Source organism: Hyphomonadaceae bacterium BL14, assembly GCA_027627705.1.
Classification (GTDB): Bacteria; Pseudomonadota; Alphaproteobacteria; order Caulobacterales; family Maricaulaceae; genus Oceanicaulis.
On sequence record CP091242.1, the window covers coordinates 2,180,882 to 2,201,040 of the forward strand.

General features: G+C 67.1%; 19 protein-coding genes and 1 other RNA gene. 10 read left to right on the top strand and 10 right to left on the bottom strand.

Annotated elements, in window-relative coordinates:
• The first annotated feature begins 86 nt into the window (after nucleotides 1–86).
• From ptsP to ispG, 3 genes are all read left to right on the top strand, one after another.
• Nucleotides 87–2,390 carry a phosphoenolpyruvate--protein phosphotransferase gene (gene ptsP, locus L2D00_10630; GenBank protein WBQ12298.1) on the top strand — a complete coding sequence of 768 codons (2,304 nt, stop codon included), beginning with the start codon at nucleotides 87–89 and terminating at the stop codon, nucleotides 2,388–2,390.
• Nucleotides 2,391–2,456: 66 nt separating this feature from the next.
• Nucleotides 2,457–3,341 (top strand): DUF4115 domain-containing protein, encoded by an 885-nt coding sequence (locus tag L2D00_10635; protein WBQ12299.1) that lies wholly within the window; start codon nucleotides 2,457–2,459, stop codon nucleotides 3,339–3,341.
• A 114-nt stretch (nucleotides 3,342–3,455) separates the two neighbouring features.
• Nucleotides 3,456–4,598 (top strand): flavodoxin-dependent (E)-4-hydroxy-3-methylbut-2-enyl-diphosphate synthase, encoded by a 1,143-nt coding sequence (gene ispG, locus L2D00_10640; protein ID WBQ12300.1) that lies wholly within the window; start codon nucleotides 3,456–3,458, stop codon nucleotides 4,596–4,598.
• A 340-nt stretch (nucleotides 4,599–4,938) separates the two neighbouring features.
• Here the strand turns inward: ispG and L2D00_10645 are convergent, their stop codons facing one another.
• A complete protein-coding gene (locus L2D00_10645; protein WBQ12301.1) occupies nucleotides 4,939–5,865 on the bottom strand; it encodes an alpha/beta hydrolase in 927 nt (308 codons plus the stop codon).
• Nucleotides 5,866–6,042: 177 nt separating this feature from the next.
• On the opposite strand from L2D00_10645, the gene L2D00_10650 reads away from it, so the two are divergent.
• Nucleotides 6,043–6,594, top strand: coding sequence for a TetR/AcrR family transcriptional regulator (locus tag L2D00_10650; GenBank protein ID WBQ12302.1), 552 nt, complete (start codon nucleotides 6,043–6,045; stop codon nucleotides 6,592–6,594).
• Here the strand turns inward: L2D00_10650 and pseI are convergent.
• From pseI to L2D00_10675, 5 genes are read right to left on the bottom strand one after another with little or no spacing between them, the layout of a single operon-like run.
• Nucleotides 6,543–7,607 carry a pseudaminic acid synthase gene (gene pseI, locus L2D00_10655; GenBank protein WBQ12303.1) on the bottom strand — a complete coding sequence of 355 codons (1,065 nt, stop codon included), beginning with the start codon at nucleotides 7,605–7,607 and terminating at the stop codon, nucleotides 6,543–6,545. The two genes, L2D00_10650 and pseI, sit on opposite strands and share 52 nt — an antisense overlap.
• Complete coding sequence (gene pseH, locus L2D00_10660; protein WBQ12304.1) at nucleotides 7,604–8,122, bottom strand: UDP-4-amino-4,6-dideoxy-N-acetyl-beta-L-altrosamine N-acetyltransferase; 519 nt, start codon at nucleotides 8,120–8,122, stop codon at nucleotides 7,604–7,606. The genes pseI and pseH overlap by 4 nt, the downstream gene beginning before the upstream one ends.
• Nucleotides 8,123–8,162: 40 nt before the next feature.
• Entirely contained in the window at nucleotides 8,163–9,173 is a 1,011-nt protein-coding gene (gene pseG, locus L2D00_10665) for a UDP-2,4-diacetamido-2,4,6-trideoxy-beta-L-altropyranose hydrolase (GenBank protein ID WBQ12305.1), read from the bottom strand.
• Nucleotides 9,170–9,865 carry a pseudaminic acid cytidylyltransferase gene (gene pseF / locus L2D00_10670; GenBank protein WBQ12306.1) on the bottom strand — a complete coding sequence of 232 codons (696 nt, stop codon included), beginning with the start codon at nucleotides 9,863–9,865 and terminating at the stop codon, nucleotides 9,170–9,172. The genes pseG and pseF overlap by 4 nt, the downstream gene beginning before the upstream one ends.
• A 58-nt stretch (nucleotides 9,866–9,923) precedes the next feature.
• Entirely contained in the window at nucleotides 9,924–10,622 is a 699-nt protein-coding gene (locus L2D00_10675; GenBank protein WBQ12307.1) for a DUF2459 domain-containing protein, read from the bottom strand.
• A 4-nt stretch (nucleotides 10,623–10,626) separates the two neighbouring features.
• Here L2D00_10675 and ssrA point away from each other — a divergent pair.
• Nucleotides 10,627–10,981, top strand: a transfer-messenger RNA (tmRNA) gene (gene ssrA / locus L2D00_10680).
• A gap of 8 nt (nucleotides 10,982–10,989) precedes the next feature.
• Here the strand turns inward: ssrA and L2D00_10685 are convergent.
• On the bottom strand, nucleotides 10,990–12,369 hold the full coding sequence (locus L2D00_10685; protein ID WBQ12308.1) for a cytochrome P450: 1,380 nt from the start codon (nucleotides 12,367–12,369) through the stop codon (nucleotides 10,990–10,992).
• A gap of 167 nt (nucleotides 12,370–12,536) precedes the next feature.
• Here L2D00_10685 and L2D00_10690 point away from each other — a divergent pair, with 167 nt between their 5' ends.
• Nucleotides 12,537–12,995 carry a ClpXP protease specificity-enhancing factor SspB gene (locus L2D00_10690; protein WBQ12309.1) on the top strand — a complete coding sequence of 153 codons (459 nt, stop codon included), beginning with the start codon at nucleotides 12,537–12,539 and terminating at the stop codon, nucleotides 12,993–12,995.
• A complete protein-coding gene (locus tag L2D00_10695) occupies nucleotides 12,992–13,426 on the top strand; it encodes a PaaI family thioesterase (protein WBQ12310.1) in 435 nt (144 codons plus the stop codon). The genes L2D00_10690 and L2D00_10695 overlap by 4 nt, the downstream gene beginning before the upstream one ends.
• An 8-nt stretch (nucleotides 13,427–13,434) precedes the next feature.
• Here the strand turns inward: L2D00_10695 and L2D00_10700 are convergent, their stop codons facing one another.
• The gene (locus L2D00_10700; protein WBQ12311.1) at nucleotides 13,435–13,686 is read right to left on the bottom strand and encodes a hypothetical protein; all 252 of its coding nucleotides are present in this window, start codon (nucleotides 13,684–13,686) and stop codon (nucleotides 13,435–13,437) included.
• A 192-nt stretch (nucleotides 13,687–13,878) separates the two neighbouring features.
• Here L2D00_10700 and L2D00_10705 point away from each other — a divergent pair, with 192 nt between their 5' ends.
• Genes L2D00_10705 through L2D00_10715 form a run of 3 tightly spaced genes read left to right on the top strand, consistent with a single transcriptional unit; the run spans nucleotide 13,879 to nucleotide 16,295 of the window.
• Complete coding sequence (locus L2D00_10705; GenBank protein WBQ12312.1) at nucleotides 13,879–15,090, top strand: EAL domain-containing protein; 1,212 nt, start codon at nucleotides 13,879–13,881, stop codon at nucleotides 15,088–15,090.
• A gap of 42 nt (nucleotides 15,091–15,132) precedes the next feature.
• The gene (locus tag L2D00_10710) at nucleotides 15,133–15,453 is read left to right on the top strand and encodes a hypothetical protein (GenBank protein ID WBQ12313.1); all 321 of its coding nucleotides are present in this window, start codon (nucleotides 15,133–15,135) and stop codon (nucleotides 15,451–15,453) included.
• A gap of 5 nt (nucleotides 15,454–15,458) precedes the next feature.
• Nucleotides 15,459–16,295: a TIGR01459 family HAD-type hydrolase gene (locus tag L2D00_10715; protein ID WBQ12314.1), complete on the top strand. Its 837-nt coding sequence runs from the start codon at nucleotides 15,459–15,461 to the stop codon at nucleotides 16,293–16,295.
• Between the two features lie 63 nt (nucleotides 16,296–16,358).
• Here the strand turns inward: L2D00_10715 and sppA are convergent, their stop codons facing one another.
• Both sppA and L2D00_10725 read right to left on the bottom strand, forming a co-directional pair.
• Nucleotides 16,359–18,236 carry a signal peptide peptidase SppA gene (gene sppA, locus L2D00_10720; protein WBQ12315.1) on the bottom strand — a complete coding sequence of 626 codons (1,878 nt, stop codon included), beginning with the start codon at nucleotides 18,234–18,236 and terminating at the stop codon, nucleotides 16,359–16,361.
• A 116-nt stretch (nucleotides 18,237–18,352) separates the two neighbouring features.
• On the bottom strand, nucleotides 18,353–20,080 hold the full coding sequence (locus L2D00_10725) for an alkaline phosphatase D family protein (GenBank protein ID WBQ12316.1): 1,728 nt from the start codon (nucleotides 20,078–20,080) through the stop codon (nucleotides 18,353–18,355).
• Nucleotides 20,081–20,159 lie beyond the last annotated feature (79 nt).

Here is a 20,159-nt window from a genome sequence, read left to right on the forward strand (position 1 = left end):
CAGGGTTGCGCGCGGCGCGCTTGTCTGGCCAATAGCGGGCGGGGCCGGACCCGTGCGCCACCCTGCACGCCAATGGAATGGTGATCATGACGCCAGACGCCCTGCAGCCTGCCGCGCGCGGACCGCGCCGTCTGCTCGGGCGGATCCGCGACCTGATGGCGGTGCAGGAGGATGCGCAAAAGCGCCTCGACCGGCTCACCGACATCATCTCGGAAGAAACCGCGTCGGAAGTGTGCTCGATCTATCTGGTGCGCTCGTCCGGCGCACTGGAGCTGTCCGCCACCCACGGCCTGAAGCCTGACGCGGTGCACCGCACGCGGCTGAAGGCCGGCGAGGGGCTGGTGGGTCTGGTGGCGCGGCGCGCGCGGCCATTCTCCGTCGAGGACGCGCCAAGCCATCCCAGCTTCTCCTTCCGGCCCGAAACCGGCGAGGAGCCGTTCAAGAGCTTTGTCGGCGTGCCGATCCTGCGTGGCGGCCGCCTGGTGGGCGTGCTGACCGCCCAGACCCGCGCCGTGCGTCCGATCACGGAAGAAGAGATCGAGACCCTGCAGACCGTCGCCATGCTGCTGGCCGAGATTGTCGTCTCGGGCGATCTGGTGGGGGCCGAGGCCTTTTCCGGGCTGGAACTGCGCCTGTCGCGGCCCGAGCGCTTTCAGGGTCTGGCTCTGTCGGGCGGGCTGGCGCGCGGGGTCGCGGTCAAGCACGAGCCCCATGTGCGCCCCGCCCGCATGGTGGCCGAGGATGCCGAGGCCGAGGAAACCCGGCTGGAGGAGGCCATCAAGAGGCTTCGCCGCTCTGTGGACCTGCTGCTCGATTCCGGCCGCGCACCCATGGGCACGCCGTCGCGCGAAGTGCTTGAGGCCTACCGCATGTTCGCCCATGACCGCGGCTGGCTGGACCAGCTGCGCGAGGCGGTGCGCGCGGGCCTGACCGCCGAAGCCGCCGTGGAGCGCGTGCGCAACGAGCATCGCGCCCGTCTGATGCAGGCGCGCGATCCGTATTTCCGCGAACGCCTGCATGATCTGGAAGACCTCGCCAACCGCCTGTTACGGCATCTGGAGCGCAATGGCGCGGAAGCGGCGGCCCAGCTGCCCGAAGGCGCGGTCCTGATCGCGCGCAGCATCGGGCCGGCCGAGCTTCTGGAGCTGGACCGGCGCAACCTGGTCGGCGTGGCGGTGGAAGAGGGCTCCCAGACCAGCCATGCCGCCATCGTGGCCAAGGCCCTGGGCATTCCCATGGTGGGCCAGATCGAAGGCGCGCTGGACCGGGTCGAAGACGGCGATGCGGTGATCGTCGATGGCGAGTTCGGCCTGTTGCACGCGCGCCCGTCCGATGAGGTGCGCGACGCCTATGACGAACGGATCGCGGGCCTGGCCGAACGCCGCCGGGTCTATGCCGGCCTGCGCGGCGCGCCGGCCATGACCAAGGACGGCACGCGCATCGTCCTGTCAGCCAATGCCGGTCTGCTGGTGGAGCTGATGCGGCTGGAGGAGAGCGGGGCGGAAGGCATCGGCCTGTTCCGCACCGAGTTCCAGTTCATGGTCTCCGACACCCTGCCGCGCCTGCAGGCCCAGATCGATCTTTACGCCGCCGCCCTGGACGCCGCCGGCGACCGGCCGGTGGTGTTCCGGACACTGGATCTGGGCGGTGACAAGGTCGCGCCCTATACACGGGCGACGCGCGAAGCCAACCCGGCGCTGGGCTGGCGGGGCCTCCGCATGGGCCTCGACCGGCCGGGCCTCACCCGCTACCAGCTGCGTGCGCTGGTGCACGCGGCCTCGGGCCGGGCGCTGAATGTGCTGTTCCCGCTGATCACCGACCCGCGCGAGTTCACCGAGGCCAGCGACATGCTGCAACAGGAGCTGCGCCACGCTGAGCGCCACGGCCATGTGCCGCCATCCAGCGTGCGCATCGGCTTCATGCTGGAGACCCCGGCCATCGCGTTTGCACCGCAGGCGTGCCTGGCCATGGCGGATTTCGTATCGGTCGGCGCCAATGATCTGATGCAGTATTTCTTCGCGGCCGACCGCCAGAACCCGCGCGTGGCCGGGCGCTATGACCCGATCAGCACGCCCGCCCTGGCGCTCTTCAAATCGGTGCGCGAGGCGTGTGACGCCGCCGGCAAGCCGGTCAATGTCTGCGGCGAGCTGGCCGGACGTCCGCTGGAGGCGTGCGTGCTCGCCGGGCTGGGCTACCGGTCCCTGTCCATGGCCGGCGGCATGATCGGCCCGGTCAAGCGCGCCCTGGCCGGGCTGGACGGCGCGCGTCTGGGCGCCTGGCTGGATGAGGCGATCGCCGGAGGTCGGCCGGATTTGCGCCGCGCATTGCTGGCGGCGGGAGAAAATGCGGGTCTGCCGCGAGAACTTGTTGATGAATTGACAAGCATTTGATTGAATGGTGTTGCAGTGCGGCAGGCAAGCCACACTCGCGAGGGGGCGCCCGGCACGGCGCGTGACATGATCAAGGCCTCAATGGGCAAGCTCGACACCACAGTGGCGGATAGCGCCTATATCCCTGTCGATGCTGTGTTTTCCCAGCCCGGAAGGCGCGCTGACGACACCGATTTGACCCTCGGCGAACGCCTCAGGACGGCCCGAATCAACGCGGAACTGACGCTGGATTCAGCCTCGGATCGCACGCGTATCAAGCGCGATTATCTCGAAGCGCTGGAATCCATGGACCCGCGGGGCCTGCCCTCGCGCGCCTATGCGGTGGGATATCTGCGCACGTATGCCAATTTTCTTGGACTCGACGCAGCCGGATGCGTGGAGCAGTTCAAGACCGAGGTCGAATGCGATACCGGCCGCTCCCAGCCGACCGCCCCCCAGGAAAAGCGCGAGATCAAGCTGCCCCGCGGCATACTGGGCACGATCGCGCTCCTGTGCGCCGTGATCGCCATGGCCGGCTGGTATGGCCATTACATTTCCCAGCGCGATACCGCCAGCGCCGCCGGCCAGCCCATCCTGGCCATGATGAGCGCTGAAACCACGGCACCATCGCCTGCCGCCGCCCAGCCCATGCGCCAGCCCGAGGATATCTGGGCCGGCCTGCCCGGTCCGCGCAGCACGGGCGCCGTGGTGCTGGAAGCAGGCGGGCTGGTGCATCTGGAAGTGCGCGACGCCTCGGGCCGCATTCTGGTGTCGCGCCAGATGGAAGCGGGCGATATCTACCGCGCCCCTGACGAGCCGGGCCTGACGATCTCGGCCAGCGACGCGGGCCTTGTGCTGGTGCGCGCGGCCGGACGCCCGATCGGTGCCCTGGGCGAGCGTGGCGAGGCGATGGACAACACGCCGGTCTCGGAATTCCTGCTCAGCGCCATGAGCGCCGCCGGCGGGCGGTGATCGCGCCGCGGGCTGCAGAGAATGCTGTTACGCGCAGATGTGCCGCGGCAGCCCCCCTCGCACATAGCCGCCGGTCGGGGTATATCAGAGCTGCAAGCATGAAGCGGGACCGCTATGGCCGTTGAAGCCCACACCAAAGTGCGCCCCTGGCGCATGATTGACCGGCGCGAGAGCCGGCAGATCATGGTCGGCCCGGTGGCGGTCGGCGGCGGCGCGCCGATCAGCGTGCAGTCCATGACCAACACGCCCACCACCGATGCGCGCGCCACGCTCAACCAGATCGCCCAGCTGGAAGAGGCCGGTGCCGACATTGTTCGTGTGTCCTGCCCCGACCCGGAAAGCACGGCGGCCTTCCGCACTATTGCGCGCGAGTCCCGCGTGCCGCTGGTGGCCGACATCCATTTTCATTACAAGCGCGGCATCGAGGCGGCCGAGGCGGGCGCGGCCTGCCTGCGCATCAATCCGGGCAATATCGGGTCCATGGACCGGGTGCGCGATGTGGTCTCGGCCGCGCGCAATAATGGCTGCTCCATCCGCATCGGCGTAAACGCCGGCTCGCTGGAGCGCCATTTGCTGGAAAAATACGGCGAGCCCTGTCCCGAAGCCATGGTGGAAAGCGCGCTGGACCATGCGCGCATCCTGGAAGACCTCGATTTCCGCGAATACAAGATCTCGGTCAAAGCGTCTGACGTCTTCCTGACCGTGGCCGCCTATCAGATGCTGTCTGAGGCCACCGACGCGCCGCTGCACCTGGGCGTGACGGAAGCGGGCGGGCTGCGCACCGGCGGCATCAAGAGCGCCATCGGGCTGGGCAATCTCCTCTGGGCCGGGATTGGCGACACGATCCGGGTCTCGCTCAGCGCCGATCCGGTGCAGGAGATCAAGGTTGGCTTTGATATCCTCAAATCCCTGGGTCTGCGCACGCGCGGGGTGAACATCATCTCCTGCCCGTCCTGCGCCCGGCAGGGCTTTGACGTGATCAAGACGGTGGAGGCGCTGGAAGAGCGCCTGGAGCACATCGCCGAGCCGATCTCGCTGTCCATCATCGGCTGCGTGGTCAATGGCCCGGGCGAGGCGGCCTACACCGATCTCGGCTTCACCGGCGGTGGCAAGGGTGCCGGCATGCTCTATTTCGCCGGCCAGCAGACCGAAAAAGTCTCCAATGAAGAAATGATCGAGCGCATCGTCGCCGCGGTGGAAGACCAGGCGGAGAAGCTGCGCGCCAGCCGCGAGGCGGCGGAAGCGGCGGCGGAGTAGGCTTCAGGTTCCGCCTTCGGTGGGGATGAGGCTGATCAATGAGCTGTCGTCCCCTCATGACAGGGCCATGCATGTCATGCGCGGCCTTCCCACCTGACCGGGGCCGGGTTTCGCGCTCACAGCTTCATTTGCGACCCCATCTCGCCGTCGCTCCTTGCTGAGCCATTTTCGCAAGCGTCGCAGTCTGTCAAGGACGACCGAGCTTTGCTCGGTCGCCGCATGACGGCGGCCCGAAGGGCCGTCCTTGACTGCCTGCGATCGCCTTGCGTGATCTTCCAGCATGGAACGATGGGGAGGATTGGCCCCCGGAACCGGCCACGGGCATCGCCCCGCTCAAACCTCATACGCCCCCACCGGCCACGCCCTCCAGAAACCGGCTAATGCTCGCTTTCAGCTCATCAAAGGCCGGGCGCTCCAGCGGCAGGTGCGCCCCGTTGCTCAGCTCCACGAATTCTTTGGGCCCCTCGATCCGCTCGTAAACCCGCAGGCTCAATTCAGTGGGCGTCCAGGCATCCGCGCCGGGATGGACCAGCAGGAGCGGGCAGCCGGGCGACAGGCGTTTCGCCTTGCGCGCGTGCAGGGTGCGGAAGAAGCGCAGCCGCACCCAGAGCCGCCCCAGCAGCGGGTCGCGCGCAAAATAGTCATTCATATGCGCGTCGCTCGACATGGCCCGCATCGGCGTCGCCAGCCACAGAGGCAGCCAGAGCCGGTCGATCAGCCACGGCATGAGCGCGAAGCCCAGCAGCGACAGAGCGCCCAGCCACCGCCAGCGCGCGGCGCGCATCAGCATGGCCGGGTCGCCCGCGTCGAGCAGCGTGGTCACGATGACCCCGTCCACCTTCCGGGCCCCCTCGGCGGCGAACATCGCTGTCATCCCGCCCGCCGACAGGCCCATGAGCACCACTGGACCGTCAGTCTCATTGGCCAGCTGCGCCACGATGGCCGGCCACTCGGCATACTCGCCGCGATAGCCCGGCGCGGGCCGGGTCAGGCCATAGCCGGGCAGGTCGGGCGCCAGCACCCGCCAGCCGAGGCCGGCGGCGGCGTCCGCCAGAGGGGCGAGCACGCGGCCATTGCCACCCCCGCCATGGACCAGGATCATCGTGCCTTTGGCCGCCCCCTCGGGCGCCCAGACATCGATATGAACCTCATGACCGCGCACTGTGCGCCAGATTTCCTCAGGCGTGCGCGCGATCACGATTCCGAAGCGGGTCTTGAGAATGCCGCGGTACTGCGTCCACGACGGTGAGTTTTCGTAGGCGTCCATAACAGGCTTCCATTCTTGCATTCCCAAGGTTATTGAATATTTGCTCAGATTTTGAAACTCGGGTTGGGAGCACGCGCCCTGTCGACCGCCAGACCCCACCAGACCCTTGTCCGCAAACCCAAACAGAGCCGTTCAAGGGCGACGGTCGCGGCCATTATGGAGGCCGGGGCTCGGATTTTGGCTGAACAGGGATGGGCGGGGTTCAACACCAATGCGGTGGCTGCGCGGGCGGGCGTGTCCATCGGCTCGCTCTACGAATATTTCCCCGACAAGCAGGCGCTGGCCGACGAGATCGCCAACGCCCATATCGCTGAAGGCGAGGCTCTGCTGGCCGCAGCGGCGGGCGAAGCCGCCATGACCGGCGGCGCCGGGGCGATTATCGACGCGCTGGTGCAGGGCCTGGTCGACCTTCACAAGGACGATCCGCGCCTCCACCGCGCCCTGTCAACCGAAGTCCCGCTCTCGCCGTCCGTACGCGCGCGGGTCGAGGCGCTGCGGCGCGGCGCGATCCTGTTTCTGGAAGACGCGCTGGCGCCGCACGTGTCCGATCCGGGCGTGGCGGCCCAGCTTCTGGCGGACACGGCCGACGCCGTCATTCACCGCTGGTTCGTTGAAGATGACGGAACGCTGGCCTCGCCGGAACGATTGACGCAGGAGCTGCGCCGGATGCTGCGCGCCTATCTGTCGGCGCCGCCCTCAAACGCATCCCAGGACGCCGGCTGCGCGTAGCGCACGGGGAGGGCGAGGCGCCGGCCCAGCACCGCATCGAGATGTTTCGGGGCGAGGCCATGGCCGGGGCGCACCGAGCGCACATCGCCCTCGCCCACCACATGGCCCGCCGGCAGGTCGCGGGTGAAGTAGAGCGAGCGGCGGAACTGCAGATTGCCCGCCTCGCTGACCTTGGCGCCATAGACTGGCTGGCCCAGCGCCGCATGGGCGTCGCGCACAGATTGGGCGAGGCGTGCAAACTCTTCCGGTTCAAGCGAGAACGCCGCATCCGGCCCGCCATCGGCGCGCGCCAGGGTGAAATGCTTTTCGATCACCACTGCGCCCAGCGCCGTCGCGGCGATGGCGGTGACATCGTCCAGCGTGTGATCCGACAGCCCCGCCGGAACGCCAAAGCGGGTGGTCATGTCGGCGAGCGCCGCCAGATTGTAATCATGGGCCGGCGCCGGATAGCCGCTGACACAGCGCAGAAGCACGATCCCGCCGGCGCCCGCGGACCGGGCGGCCTTCACCGCGTCTGCAATCTCGGCCTCGCTGGCCATGCCTGTGGAGATGATGAGCGGCTTGCCGGTCGCGGCGGCGCAACGGATCAGCGGCAGATCGACAATCTCGAATGACGCAATCTTGTAGGCCGGGGCGTTCAGGCTCTCCAGCAAGGCCACCGCACTGGGGTCGAAGGGCGAGGAGAAGATCGTGATCCCGCGCTGTCTGGCATGCTCGAACAGGGCCGGGTGCCAGTCCCAGGGAGTGGACGCCTCCTGATAGAGATCGTGCAGGGTCCGCCCGTCCCACAGGCCGCCGCGAATGGTGAATTCCGGCGCATCGCTTCTGAGCGTGATGGTGTCGGCGGTATAGGTCTGCAGCTTCACCGCATCGGCGCCGGAATCGGCCGCCGCATCGATCATGGCGAGCGCCCGGGCGAGCTCGCCCTTGTGATTGCCCGACAGCTCCGCGATCAGATAGGGCGGCGCGCCCGGCCCGATGGCGCGTCCGTCAATGATGAAGCCTGCGCTCATGACGCCTCTCCGATATAGCCCAGCTGCGCCAGCACCCCGGCGCGCCGCGCCGCCCAGCTCTGTGATGTGAGGATAAGCTGCACCGCTATCACCGGCCCTTCGGGCGTCTCGCGCGTGATTTCACCGGCGGGCGCGAAGCCGAATCTTTCGTGCAGCGCGATCACCCGGACATTCTCGACCCGGACCTCACAGGCAAGGGTCTCCACCCCCATCGGTCCGAAGGCCAGCTCCAGGGCCAGCGCCTCCATCCGCCGGCCGGCGCCGCGCGGCGCATCCGGCGCCGCATAGAACGCCCAACTCGCATGTTTCGCGCCCAAAGGCCGGGTAAAGCTCACCACGCCGAGCCTGACCCCATCAAGCGCCGCGATGAACATATGGCGGGCCGGATCTGACCCCTGACGGGCCCACCACGACTCATGCTCGGCCGGTGTGATCTCGTGGCGGGTGTACATGGCGGCGCGCACGTCCGGGGCGTTGCGCCAGGCGCGCACCGTTTCACGATCGGTGCTATCCACGCGAAAAAGCGCGCCTAATCCCTCAAGGACGATCTCCGGTTCAGGCCGCATCCAGCGCCTCCGCGACCCGGCTCGCGCCCCGCCCGTCCACCAGCGCCAGCCCCGCCTGCGCCATGGCGATGCGCGGTTCCGGCGGTGCCAGCGCCTCCAGCGCCGGGGCGATCGCCAACGCCCAGCCGGGCGCGCGCACATCCCCGATCAGCCTGGCCGCGCCCGATGCATGCAAGGCGCTCGCGGCCAGCAACTGATTGTCGGCCAGCGTGACAATCAGGGCGGGCAGACCCATGGCCGCACGCTCCAGCCCCATCATGCCGCCTGCGCCGATAGCCAGATCCTGCCGCGCCATCAGCCCGGCCATGTCGGCATGCTGGACCAGCAGCTGTCCGGCGCGCCCTCGCGCCTCCATCTGACCGGCGACACTCACCAGATGGGGCGCGCCCGACCCCAGCACGACGGTCACCCTCAGATCGCTGCGCCCCGCCAGCGCGTCCAGCACCGCGCCGGTGGCGTTTTCCGGGTCGGCGGCCCCCATGGCGACCAGGACGCGGCGCAGCGGGCCGGCCTCCGGCAGCACCGGCCGCCCGACGGCAAAGGCCGGGCGCAGGAGGGCGTAATCCGGTCCGATCAGGCGCAGACAATCCCCCGGTAGCTTGCCGTCATAATCCCCCCCTGCGCGCCCCGGGGTCTGGTCCAGCAACAGCGCGCAGTCATGATCACGGTCGGCCAGATCATCAATCGCCATCACCCGCCAGCCCGGCGGACAGGCATCACCTTCGAAAGCCGCATCCAGCCCATAATGGTCGACGATCAGCCAGCCGGGCAGGCCGGCCTCGAGACAGGCGCGCACGGTTTCAGGGCGCTCATCGGAGATACGGTGCAGACCAAACCCCGCCGCCGTGACGCGGTCCAGCCCGGCGCCCGGCAGATCCCGGCACAGAAACTCTATCCCCCAGCCGCGCGCGCTCAGCGCCTGCGCCAGCGTCAGGCAGCGCATGAGATGCCCGCCGCCCAGCGCCGCGCCGGCATCGCAGCGAAAGGCGGCGCGCGTCATGACTTGTCCAGCCCCAGCGCGCGGAACATCAGCTCGGCGCGCGCCCAGTCGTCGGGCGTATCGATATCCCAGACCCGGCTGGGCGGCAGCACCACAGGGCGCGCGCGCGGCGTGAACACGGGCCGCCGCTCCAGCCAGGCGCCGCGCACGCCCCAATAGAACTGGGCTGCGTCGTGATAGGCCTCTTCCAGATCTTGGCTGCGGGTATGGAACTGGCCGGGATCGAACATCTCGCAGCCGCCATTGTCAGTGACACGGAAGGCGCGCTGGATCGGAAACCCGTACCGCGCCGCCGAAAATACATAGTCCACGCCGTCCGCCGTGATCAGGTCTGCACTGGCGCGCAAATCCTCCGCCTTGAGAAAGGGCGCAGTGGCAAACAGGCAGCACACATGGGCGTGAATCTCGCCCGCCGCCTCCAGCGTCTCGATGGCATGGCCGATGACATCAATGACCGGCGTGCGGTCGTCAGACAGATGATCGGGCCGCACGAAGGGCGTCTGCGCCCCGCATTCGCGCGCCAGGGCTGCCAGATCGGCATCATCGGTAGACACGATGATGCGCTCGAAACAGCCTGAGTCCAGCGCCGCCCGGATCGGCCATGCAATCATGGGCCGGCCGCAGAAATCCGCGCCATTCTTGCGCGGAATGCGCTTGCTGCCGCCTCGCGCGGGGATGACCGCCAACGTCATGAGCTCAACCTGTTCAGATCACCGCCCCTGTCACATCGTGAGTCCCGCCACCAAAGGGTTAACGCGCTGTCTCGGGGTCCCGCGGGCAGGCGTGCGGTGCCCGGGCCTCCAACCGGGACATGAGCGTGACCGGCAGCACATGGCCACCCGGCCAGCCTGTATCCATCCCGGCACCGCGCAGATGGCGCGCCAGCCAGACATTGCACGTGTTGAACAAATGATAGGATGAGCGCGCCTTGAAGAAGGCGCTGCCGCGCGGGTCAAGGCCCGGCGCGGCAACCATCGCGCCGCCGTCCTCATCGCGCTCAAGCTCGACCTCAATCGCCTCCACAAGGCGGGCAAGGCCCGCGCGCGACACCGCGACATCCACATGATCCTGCCGATAGGCCTCACGTGGGTCGCGGGTCAGGCCGGCAATATGCACCAGAGAGCCGGTGGGCCAGGCGATGGCGCTGATCGCGCTCCCAGGCCGCAGCGGACCGGGATAGGCGCGCCCATCCCCCCATCCGATGGCAAACCAGCGCGCCTCGGGAAACTCGATCCGTAACGCGCTGTCCGGCGCAAAGGCACTGGCGGGCAGGTAAAGTCCCCCATGCCAGCCATTGGAGCTGACGCCTATCAGGGCGCAATCGCCCGCCGACGCCGGCGGGGCGAACGGCCGGGACGGTCCGGCGCAGGCCGCCAGGATGACAAGAGCCAACAGCCCGGCCAGCCGGGCGAGGCGGACGAGATGGGCTGCACCAAAGCGTCTGATCATCAGGCGCCTTTCATCTGCGGCGTCTAACCCTTATATTGAGGATGTCCGCTTCGGCGGTCTATGGCGATAAACGCGCGTGTAATAACCAGACCGGACCCGGGTGCGAATCCCGGCGGCTCCACCAAATTCCCGCTCATTGGCGCGGCGCATGGGGCCGACTAGCATCGACGGATGGCTAAAGGCGTAGCTTTCGCCCGAATGGGCTTCGTTACCAGCCCACTCAAAGTAGTTGCCAATGACAACTATGCTGAAGAGGTGGCTCTCGCTGCATAGCAGCGCGGGTATCTCGCACTTAAGTCCTGATCTCTAGCAAGGTCAGGCGGGGTTCGGGGGGCGCCTGGCAACAGAAGCCCCCCACTTTCCTTCCTCACCGCGCCTCCACCTTCAGCCGCATGCCGCCCTTGGGGCGCAGTGTGACCTGCATCACCGGCTCCACCGCGCCGTGGGCGGGGGTGATGCGGGCGCGCGAGACGATCAGGGACAGGATGATCGCCGCCTCCTGAAGCGCGAACTGCGCCCCGATACAGGCGCGCGGGCCGCCGCCGAAGGCGAGGAACTGATACCGGTCGCGCGGTCTGCGCTCCGGGTTCCAGCGGTCCGGGTCAAAGTGATCGGGATGCTCCCACAGCGTCTTGTGCCGGTGCAGGCAGTAGAAGGCGAGCAGCGCGACATCGCCCTTGCGCACCGGATGGCCGCAAATCTCGGTATCAGCCACAGCCCGCCGGGCGAGGATCGGCGCCGGCGGAAACAGCCGCATGGATTCCTCGATAACCTGCCGGGCCAGCGTGAGCCGGGGCACGGCCTCGGCGTCCAGCACGCCCGCGCCGTACACCGTATCGGCTTCGGCGCGCAGGGCGTCCTGACAGGCTTCGTCATGAGAGATCAGATAGAGCGCCCAGCTCATGGCGATGGCGGTGGTTTCGTGACCTGCAGCAATGAAAGTCATCAGCGTGTCGCGAATATCGCGGTCGGACAGGGCCGCACCGGTTTCCTCGTCCCGCGCCGAGAGTAGCAAGCCGAGCAAATCCTTGCCCGGATCCGCCAGCGCGCGGCGGCGGGCTATCTGGCCGTCTGCAGCGGCGCGAAACACGCCGCGGGCCTTGAGCGCGCCTGGACCCATCAGGCGCGGGGTCCATTCCGGCGAGGGGACAAGATCGGAATAGCGCATGCGCCCGATCTCCTCGAGCAGCACCTCGATGGCGGCGCGCACTTCACCGCGGTCAAAGCCTTCCACGTCAGAAAACAGCGCGCGCTCGATCACCGAGAAGGTTGTGTCATTCATGACGGCATGGACATCGACCGGACCATCCGCGCCCAGCAGCGTCTCTGCGGCGTCGCGGCCGGCGCTCGCCATAATGGGGATGAAGCGGTCAATCCGCCGTTTCAGGAAGGCCGGCTGCAACGTCATGCGCTGGCGCCGCCAGCTCTCACCATGGGCGGTGAGGATGGAATCGCCGAGGATTGGCGTCAGCATGCGCAGGATGAGCGGCGACTTGCGCCAGGCATGGAAATTGTCCTGCAGGATCGACTTCATCTCCGCCGCGCCGGACACCTCATGCACCTTGCGCCCCAGATAGGGGCCCGTCAGGCGCGTGGTCTCGAACAGGGCTTCAGGCAGGATGGCCATGGGATTGCGGCGCATCAGCCGGGCGGTCTGCATCAAGCTGATCGGCGCGGTCAGGCCGGGCGCGCGGGCCGGCTCGAACAGCGCTTCAGGCGGGCGAGCCAAGCTTGCGGACGACATCATCGGCAATTTCCTCTGGCTGGCGTACAGCCGGGTTAACACGCACCGGGTCCTGCAACCAAGGCGCGCCATGGTGTGTTGAGGTGCCCGCGCGCAATTGACGCGCGCAGGGACTGAGCTAGGCTCGAGCGTTGAAGAAGCCAGCGGGGCTGGAGAAGGGCGGCAGGGGCGTGAGCAAGGACCTGATGCATTACGACCAGCTGGCGCAGGATGCGCTGCGCGGGGTCGTGCGCAAGGCGCTGGAACGCGCCGCAGGACCCGGCGGCCTGCCGGGCGCGCATCATTTCTATATCACCTTCCGCACTGACGATCCGGCCTGCGATATCGATGAAAGCCTGGTCAAAGCCTATCCTGAAGAAATGACCGTGGTGCTTGAGCATCAGTTCTGGGACCTCTCCAGTGATGATGAAGGCTGGGAAGTGACGCTGCGCTTTTCCGGCGTGCCCAAATACATGCGCGTGCCGTGGCGGGCCGTAACCCGTTTCCATGACCCCAGCGTCGGCTTCCGGCTGCATTTCGATTATGCGGCACCCGGTCCGGGCGAGATTGCGCGCGCGGCCAGCGACACGGCGCCGCCGGGCGGCGAAAGCACGGTGGTCAGCCTGGACAATTTCCGGAAGAAAGAGTGAGCGCCGCGCCGGACCGGGCCGCGCGCTTCATCGCGCTGTTCTCCGACCCCGCCCACATCCCGGCTGTGTCGAAGCATTTCGGTTTTGAGCTGATCGGGCTCGATCCCGAGGCCCACTCGGTGGAGGCCTGGTTCTCCGCCCGCCCTGAATTTCTCAATCCCAACGGTTCTGTTCAGGGCGGTATCGTCACCGGGTTTCTGGACGAAGCGATGAGCGCGGCGGCCTTCATGTCGGCCGACATGAAAGCAGCCGTGCCGACACTGGAGATGAAGACCAGCTTCCTGCGTCCGCTGACCACCCCGCGCGCCCGTGCGCTGGGGCAGGTGGCGCGCCTGGGATCATCCGTGGCCTTCCTGGAAGGCCGGCTGTGGAATGAGGACGGCGTGCTGTGCGCGACAGCCACGGCGACGGCAGCGATCCGCCCGTTCTGAACGCCGCCTCAGGCCGTGACGTCGAGGATTTTGCCCACCATGTCGCTGGCGGCCTGGATGGAGGTGGCGGCAGCCGACGCCTGGTGGTGGGCGCGGATCATTTCAATGCGCGCCGTGATGATGTCGTCGCTCCAGCCATTCTCGCGGGACTTGCCATCTGTGGGGGCCAGACCAGACCGCACAGTCCGGTCAGCCGCAGCGTTCATGCGCGCGGACGCCTGATTGAAGGCCTGAAGACCGGCTGCGAATACGGGTGTCATGGCGCGACCATGGCGGTCGCCGAGGCGCTGCGCATCCCCTGACATGACATGAGGGTTACCGGCTGGTGACCGGCGCGCCCGAGTACGCCGGGGTTTAACGATGTGACAACGATGTTTAACGCAGCCTAGTCTGGTAATCGGTGCGTGCGCTGATTCGCGCGGCGGCGGCGCGACGGAGAAAGACGCTCGGTAATGAAGGCTCGCGTCAGCGATATTCTGGTGGTGGTGACCTACGCCATGGTGGCGGTGGTGGCCGCGCTTGCGTTCCAGCGCTTCGAGCTGATGAGCGCTCAATTGGCGTGGCTGATGGGCGCGGTCGTGTTCCTTATTGCGGGCCAGGTGCACGCTGCGGCTGCCCGGGCCGAGGAACGCGCCCGCTTTGACGCCGAACTGAAATCCCTCCAGCGCGCCAATGCCAGCATGATCAATACGCTCAACGAGGCGCAGGCGCGCCTGGATGCCCTGTCAGGCGGTGCGGGATCGCCTGCGGATCGCACCGACGACGCCGCGGCACCACGCGACGAAACCCTGGTCGCCCAGATACTCGCACGGCTTGACGCCGCGCGCACGGTACCTGAACCCGCGCCGGCGCGGGCCGAAGACGATACCGATATCGCGGCCATGGTGCGCGAGGCACTCGATGCGAACCGGGTCGACCTCTACATGCAGCCGGTAGTCGGCCTTCCCCAGCGCCGCACCAGCTTCTATGAAGGGTTCACACGCCTGAGGACCAGCACGGGCGAGGTGGTGGCCCCCGGCGCGTTCCTGGCCGCCGCCGAGGCCGCGGGCATGATCGCCGAGGTGGACAATCTCCTCCTCCTGCGGTGCGTGCAGATCGTACGCCGCCTGACCAAGTCGGACCGCCGCATCGGCGTGTTCTGCAATGTTTCGATCCGGTCACTGGCCGATGAGGACTTCTTTCCCGGTTTCCTCGATTTTCTGCGCCGCAATGGCGATCTGGCCGGCGCACTCATCTTCGAGATGCCGCGCGCCGCCTTCGAGAGCCGCTCGGCGATTGCAGCGCGCAACATGGCGCGCCTGGCCGATTACGGCTTCCGCTTCTCGCTCGATCAGGTCAACGATCTCAATATCGATCTCAATGAGCTGCAGCGCGCAGGTGTGCGCTTCCTGAAGATTCCCGGCGAGCGCCTGGTGGCTGCGCTGCATGGCGGCGAGCCGGTGGCCGGGCGCGAGCCGGGTGCCCTGCCCCCGGAAGATGTCGCCGGTCTGTTTGCGCGCTATGGCGTGGATCTGGTGGCCGAAAAGATCGAGACAGAAGCCACCGTCGTCGAAGTTCTCGACCTCGACATTGCCTACGCTCAAGGGCATCTGTTCGGGGCCCCGCGCCCTGTCCGCGAGGAGGTGCTGAGCCGGGCTGACCAGGATGTGCGCCGGGCTGGCTAAGCCCGCTGGCCTGCAGCGCGTGCAGGCGCCATATTTGCCCCCATGTCAGCACGCCCGCCTTCCGCCAGCCCCGCCCTCGTACACAAGCTCACCTACGCCCATGCGGCGCTGGGGCTGTGCGCTATCGCCGGTTTCCAGGCGGCTCACGGACCTGAGCGCCTGGTCTTCGCCGGCATCCTCGTCGCCGGGATTGCCGCTCTGATGGTGGCGGGATTTCTGGTGCACGAGGTGGGAGGCCAGCCGCCTTTCTCCGTGGTGCCCGGCTGGCCCGATCGCGTATTGAGACTGGCCGCTTTCCTGTGTGTGATCGCGTTCGGCGTGGTGAGCTATCTCGGGCTGGAATACCGCCCGCCCGCAGCGTGAGCGGGGTGGCCCGTCTGTCAGCGCTGGTGCGCGACTATGATGTCATCCTGTGTGATGTCTGGGGGGTAATCCGCGACGGGCGCGCATTGATCGATGGCGCGCTGGATGCGCTCACACGCTTCCGCGCCTCGGGCGGTAGCGTCATCTTGTTATCCAACTCGCCCCAGCGCAGCGATTGGCTGCTGAGCCATCTGGCGCAGCTGGGCGCGGGCAACGGGCGATGGGACGGGGCCGTCACGTCTGGCGACGCGATTTTCGAAGAGCTGTCCCGGCGCGCGCCGGGGCCGGCATACAAGCTCGGGCCTGATTATGATGACGGGCTCTATGAGGGAACAGGGCTTGCGTTTGCACCCCTTGAAGACGCCGCCTTCATCTCCTGCACCGGCCTGGTCGATTTCGAGACCGAGACGCCCGAGCAGTATCGCGACCTCCTCTCCGAGGCCGCCCTTCGCCGCCTTCCTCTGGTGTGCGCCAACCCTGACATTGTCGTGCAGGTGGGCGGGGCGTTGCGCTATTGCGCCGGGGCGCTGGCTCAGCTGTACGAGGCCCTGGGCGGAACCGTCGTGATGGCCGGCAAACCCCATCCGCCAATCTATGAGCTGGCCTACAGGCGCCTTGAAGCCCTGGGCGTGGACGCTGACCGCAGCCGCATACTCGCCATCGGCGATGGCCCGAAGACCGACATCGCCGGCGCCCAGGGCGAGGGGATCGATGCGCTCTTCATCACCGGCGGCATTACCGGCGAGCGCCTCGCCGGTCCGTTCGACGCGCACGCTGCAACAGGCCTTCTGGCGGAAGACGCTCTGTCAGCCCGCTACGCTGCGCCGGCATTGATCTGGTAGCCCCCAAAGAAAAACCCGGACGCTTGCGCGCCCGGGTTCTCCAGTCTCATGGACAGCGCCCGCCTATTGCACGCGGCGGAACGCCTCGCATTCGAGGCAAGTGGCGTACACGCCGCGCCGGTCAGTCATCATGTTGATGCGCTGCAGCTCGGCACCGGCTTCCACAGCCGCCTGACCGAACAGGCCGCCCGGCAGCAGGCCCGGGCCCTCGAACGCTGTGGCCACAAAGGACAGACCGATCATTTTCAGGAATTCCTCGAAGGGGTCCTGCTTGTCCACGAATTCCATGACGCGGTAATCGCCCTCTTCCAGCCCGGCGCGTTCGGCGGCGGCGGCGATGGCCTCGTCATACCCGCCCAGATGGTCCACCAGGCCCCGCTCATGAGCCTGGGCGCCGGTCCAGATGCGGCCCTGGGCGACCGCGTCGACCTGGTCGCGGGTCATGTTGCGGCCTTCGCCGACAACGGACAGGAACTGCTCATAGCCCGACTCGATGGACTGCTGGAGGATGTCGCTCCAGGTGTCGGTCACCCCGCCGAACGGCGAGGGGAAGCGGGCGGTTTCGGTCAGCGATACGCCATCTTCGAACACGCCGATCTCGGCCATGGTGTTCTCGAATGTCGGGATGAAGCCGAAAATGCCGATGGAGCCGGTAATCGTCGTCGGCTCTGCCCAGATCTCGTGCGCCGGTGCGGCGATCCAGTAACCGCCCGAAGCCGCCACACCGCCCATGGAGGCGATGACGATCTTGCCCTGTTCACGCGCCAGCACGAGTTCTTCACGGATCAGTTCGGACGCAAAGGCCGAACCGCCGCCTGAATCGATGCGCAGGACGATGGCTTTCACATCGTCATCCAGGCGCGCGCGGCGGATCAGGTTGGCGTGCCGGTCGCCGCCGATGACGCCGCCATCGCCGTCACCGTCCAGGATCGTGCCAACAGCATTGATCACAGCGATGACATCGCCCCGGGTCGCCGCCTCGGGACGGCGCGCTTCGACATATTCCAGGAAATTGCTCGACCGGATGCGGTTTTCGTCGGCGTCACGGCCGAACCGCTCTTCCATCATGTTGCGCCATGCGCCGCGGCCGGTCAGCGCGTCGACGAGGCCCGCCTCCTGCGCGACCCGCGCGGTATCGCCATCTACGCGCGCCAGCAGGTCGGGAAAGGTGTCCGCATAGGTCTGCAGCGCGCCCGCCTCGAGACTGCGCGCCGCTTCCACACGGGCCTGATAGGCGTCCCAGATATCACCAAATACATAGCGGGTCGCCTCGGCGGCTTCCGGCGACATGCTGTCATCCAGGAAGGGCTCCAGCGCCGACTTGAACGTACCCACTCGGTAGACGTTCACAGTGACGTTCAACCGGTCCAGCAGAGACCGGAAGAAGGTGCGGTAAATGGCGTAGCCGTTGACCACAGCCCCGCCCATCTCATGCATGTGCACTTCGCTGGCGTGAGAGGCGAGCATATAGCCGCCCATGGAATAGTTGTCGCCATAGGCAATGATCTCCTTGCCCGCCTCGCGGAACGCGATCATCTCCGCGGCAATGGCGTGCATCGCCGCGGGCGTGGCGCCGACCAGGCCGTCGAAATTCACCAGAAGCGCCGTCACCTCGTCATCCTCGGCAGCCAGACGCAGCCCCTCGATCACGTCGCGCAGGAGGATCTGGTTGGGCTGCCCGCCGCCCAGCAAGGCGGCGGTGAAGGCGTCGCCGGGAGAGACCTGGCTCGTCTCCTCAACAATCGCTCCGGTGGGAGAGAAGTTCAGCAAGCCGCCTTCGGCCATCTCGAATTCGTCATCGCCGCCGAACAGGCCCCCGATGAGGACGATCAGGACGATCAGAATCAGGATCAGACCGAAAACGCGCAAGATTCCGTGCTGAATGAGACCGATCCAGCGCCAGATGCTGGCGAATACATTTTCTTTGGCATGTTCAGACATAGCGCCCACTCCCAGCGACCAAGAAGCGTGAACCGTGAACGCTGTTCGCCTGCCTGTCCAGCACTGCAGGCGTTAAATATCGGACAGGCAAACAGCGTGCATCCGCGCGGGGAGGCCTAGCTGATCCGCTGAACCTGCGGCACGGCACCGCCCAGGGACGGGCTGACCCGCCACGCGCTGGCCACCTCGCCGGTGAAGTCACGGCTCAGTATGGTGGACACACGCACATGCTCGGCCACGGCTTCGCCTCGGCGCAAAGTCAGGCGCAGATAGCCCTTGTCGCGCACATTGTTGAGCAGGATTTCCCGATTGCGCTCTTCCATCATGCGCCCGAAATCCACGTCCGGTGCATTGACGGCCTCATAGGGCGAGGGGCTGGTCACCGAAGTGACCCCGAACTCTGTCCCGCGCCGCTCTCCCGAGGCGTCAAACAGATCATTGGTCCACATATTGTGCGTGTCGCCAGTGAGCACAATCATGTCGGCCCCTGCGGCCCGCGCCCGGTCATAGAAGCGCTCGCGGTCCACCGGGAAGCCGTCCCAGCTGTCGAGATTCATCGGCACGCCATGGGCCGTCCGCTGGGCAAACTCCCACTGGAAGCGCGAGGTCAGCCGCATGCCCAGGCGCAGCCAGAGCGGTGTTTCAGTCATGAAATTCGGCGCTTCCAGGCGGCCCATCAGCACCTGATTGGCGATCACGCGCCAGGGCTTGCCCTCGGCGACCGACGCCGACAGCGTCCCGGCGATGAATTCGCCCTGTTCGTCGCCAATCAGGCGGCGCTCGGGATCACCGATCACATTGTCGCGCCAGTTGCGCACCGCTGCCTGGCTGGCCGCGTCATCCGGGTCGGCGCCGACCGGGATCGGGAAGCTTGAGAAGTCCAGCTCCGAGGAGCGCGCAGTCAGGCGGGTCTCGACAAACAGCAAGGTGGCCAGATCGCCGATCTCGGCCTTGCCGTAGCGATTGATGAGGGTCTCGCCTTCGCGTACCGGCAGCCAGTCATGATACGCGCGGATGGCCGCGTCGCGGCGCGCATGCCAGTCACCTTCGGTCTCGGGGTCATGGTTCTGTGCCCCGCCTGACCAGCTGTCATTGGCGGTTTCGTGGTCATCCCAGATCGGCAGCCAGGCGGCGGCGGCCTTGGCGGCCTGGAGATCGGGATCGAGACAATAGAGCGAGTGGCGCCGGGCGTAGTCGTCTTCGGACACAATCTCGCCGACCGGATCAACCACCCGCGACAGGCGCTCGGCGTCTTGCGTGCCATATCCGCCCATGCCGTATTCATAGAGATAATCACCCAGATGGATCATCAGATCCGCCTCGGCGTTCTCCGCGGCGTGACGGTAGGCATTGAAGAATCCGCGCGGATAGTTGGAACAGGAGAAGGCGGCAATGCGATACTCACTGGTGCGGCCCACCGGCAGGGTGCGCGTGCGCCCGGCGGGCGAGACCTGCGTCCCGTAGCGGAAGCGGTAGTGATGCCAGCGGCCCGCCTCCAGCCCGTCGGCGATGATCTTGACCGGCGTGGCACCGTGCACCGTAAGCACGCCGTCGCGCGGCGCAGCCTCGCTGCTCCAGACAATGTCGGAGAAATCTGCGTCCAGAGCCATCTCCACAACAGCGCGACCCGGCACCGCGCCATCATCGGTGGTGATGGCCGTCCAGAGGACGACGCTGTCGGACTTGGGATCGCCGGAGGCGACGCCATGCTTGAACGCGCCTTCACGGCGCGGCAGCGGATCAAACTGCGGCCGCTCTTCGCCACACGCGCTGACCGCCACACCCATGCCGGCAGCGCCCAGAAGCGCGCCCCGGCGCGTCAGCCTGAATTTGGTGTCGGCCATGTCACATCCCTCCCCGGATTTCGCGCCGCCAGATTTGCAGCACCGCAGGCAATTGCAAGCCTTTATGGCCCTAAACGCA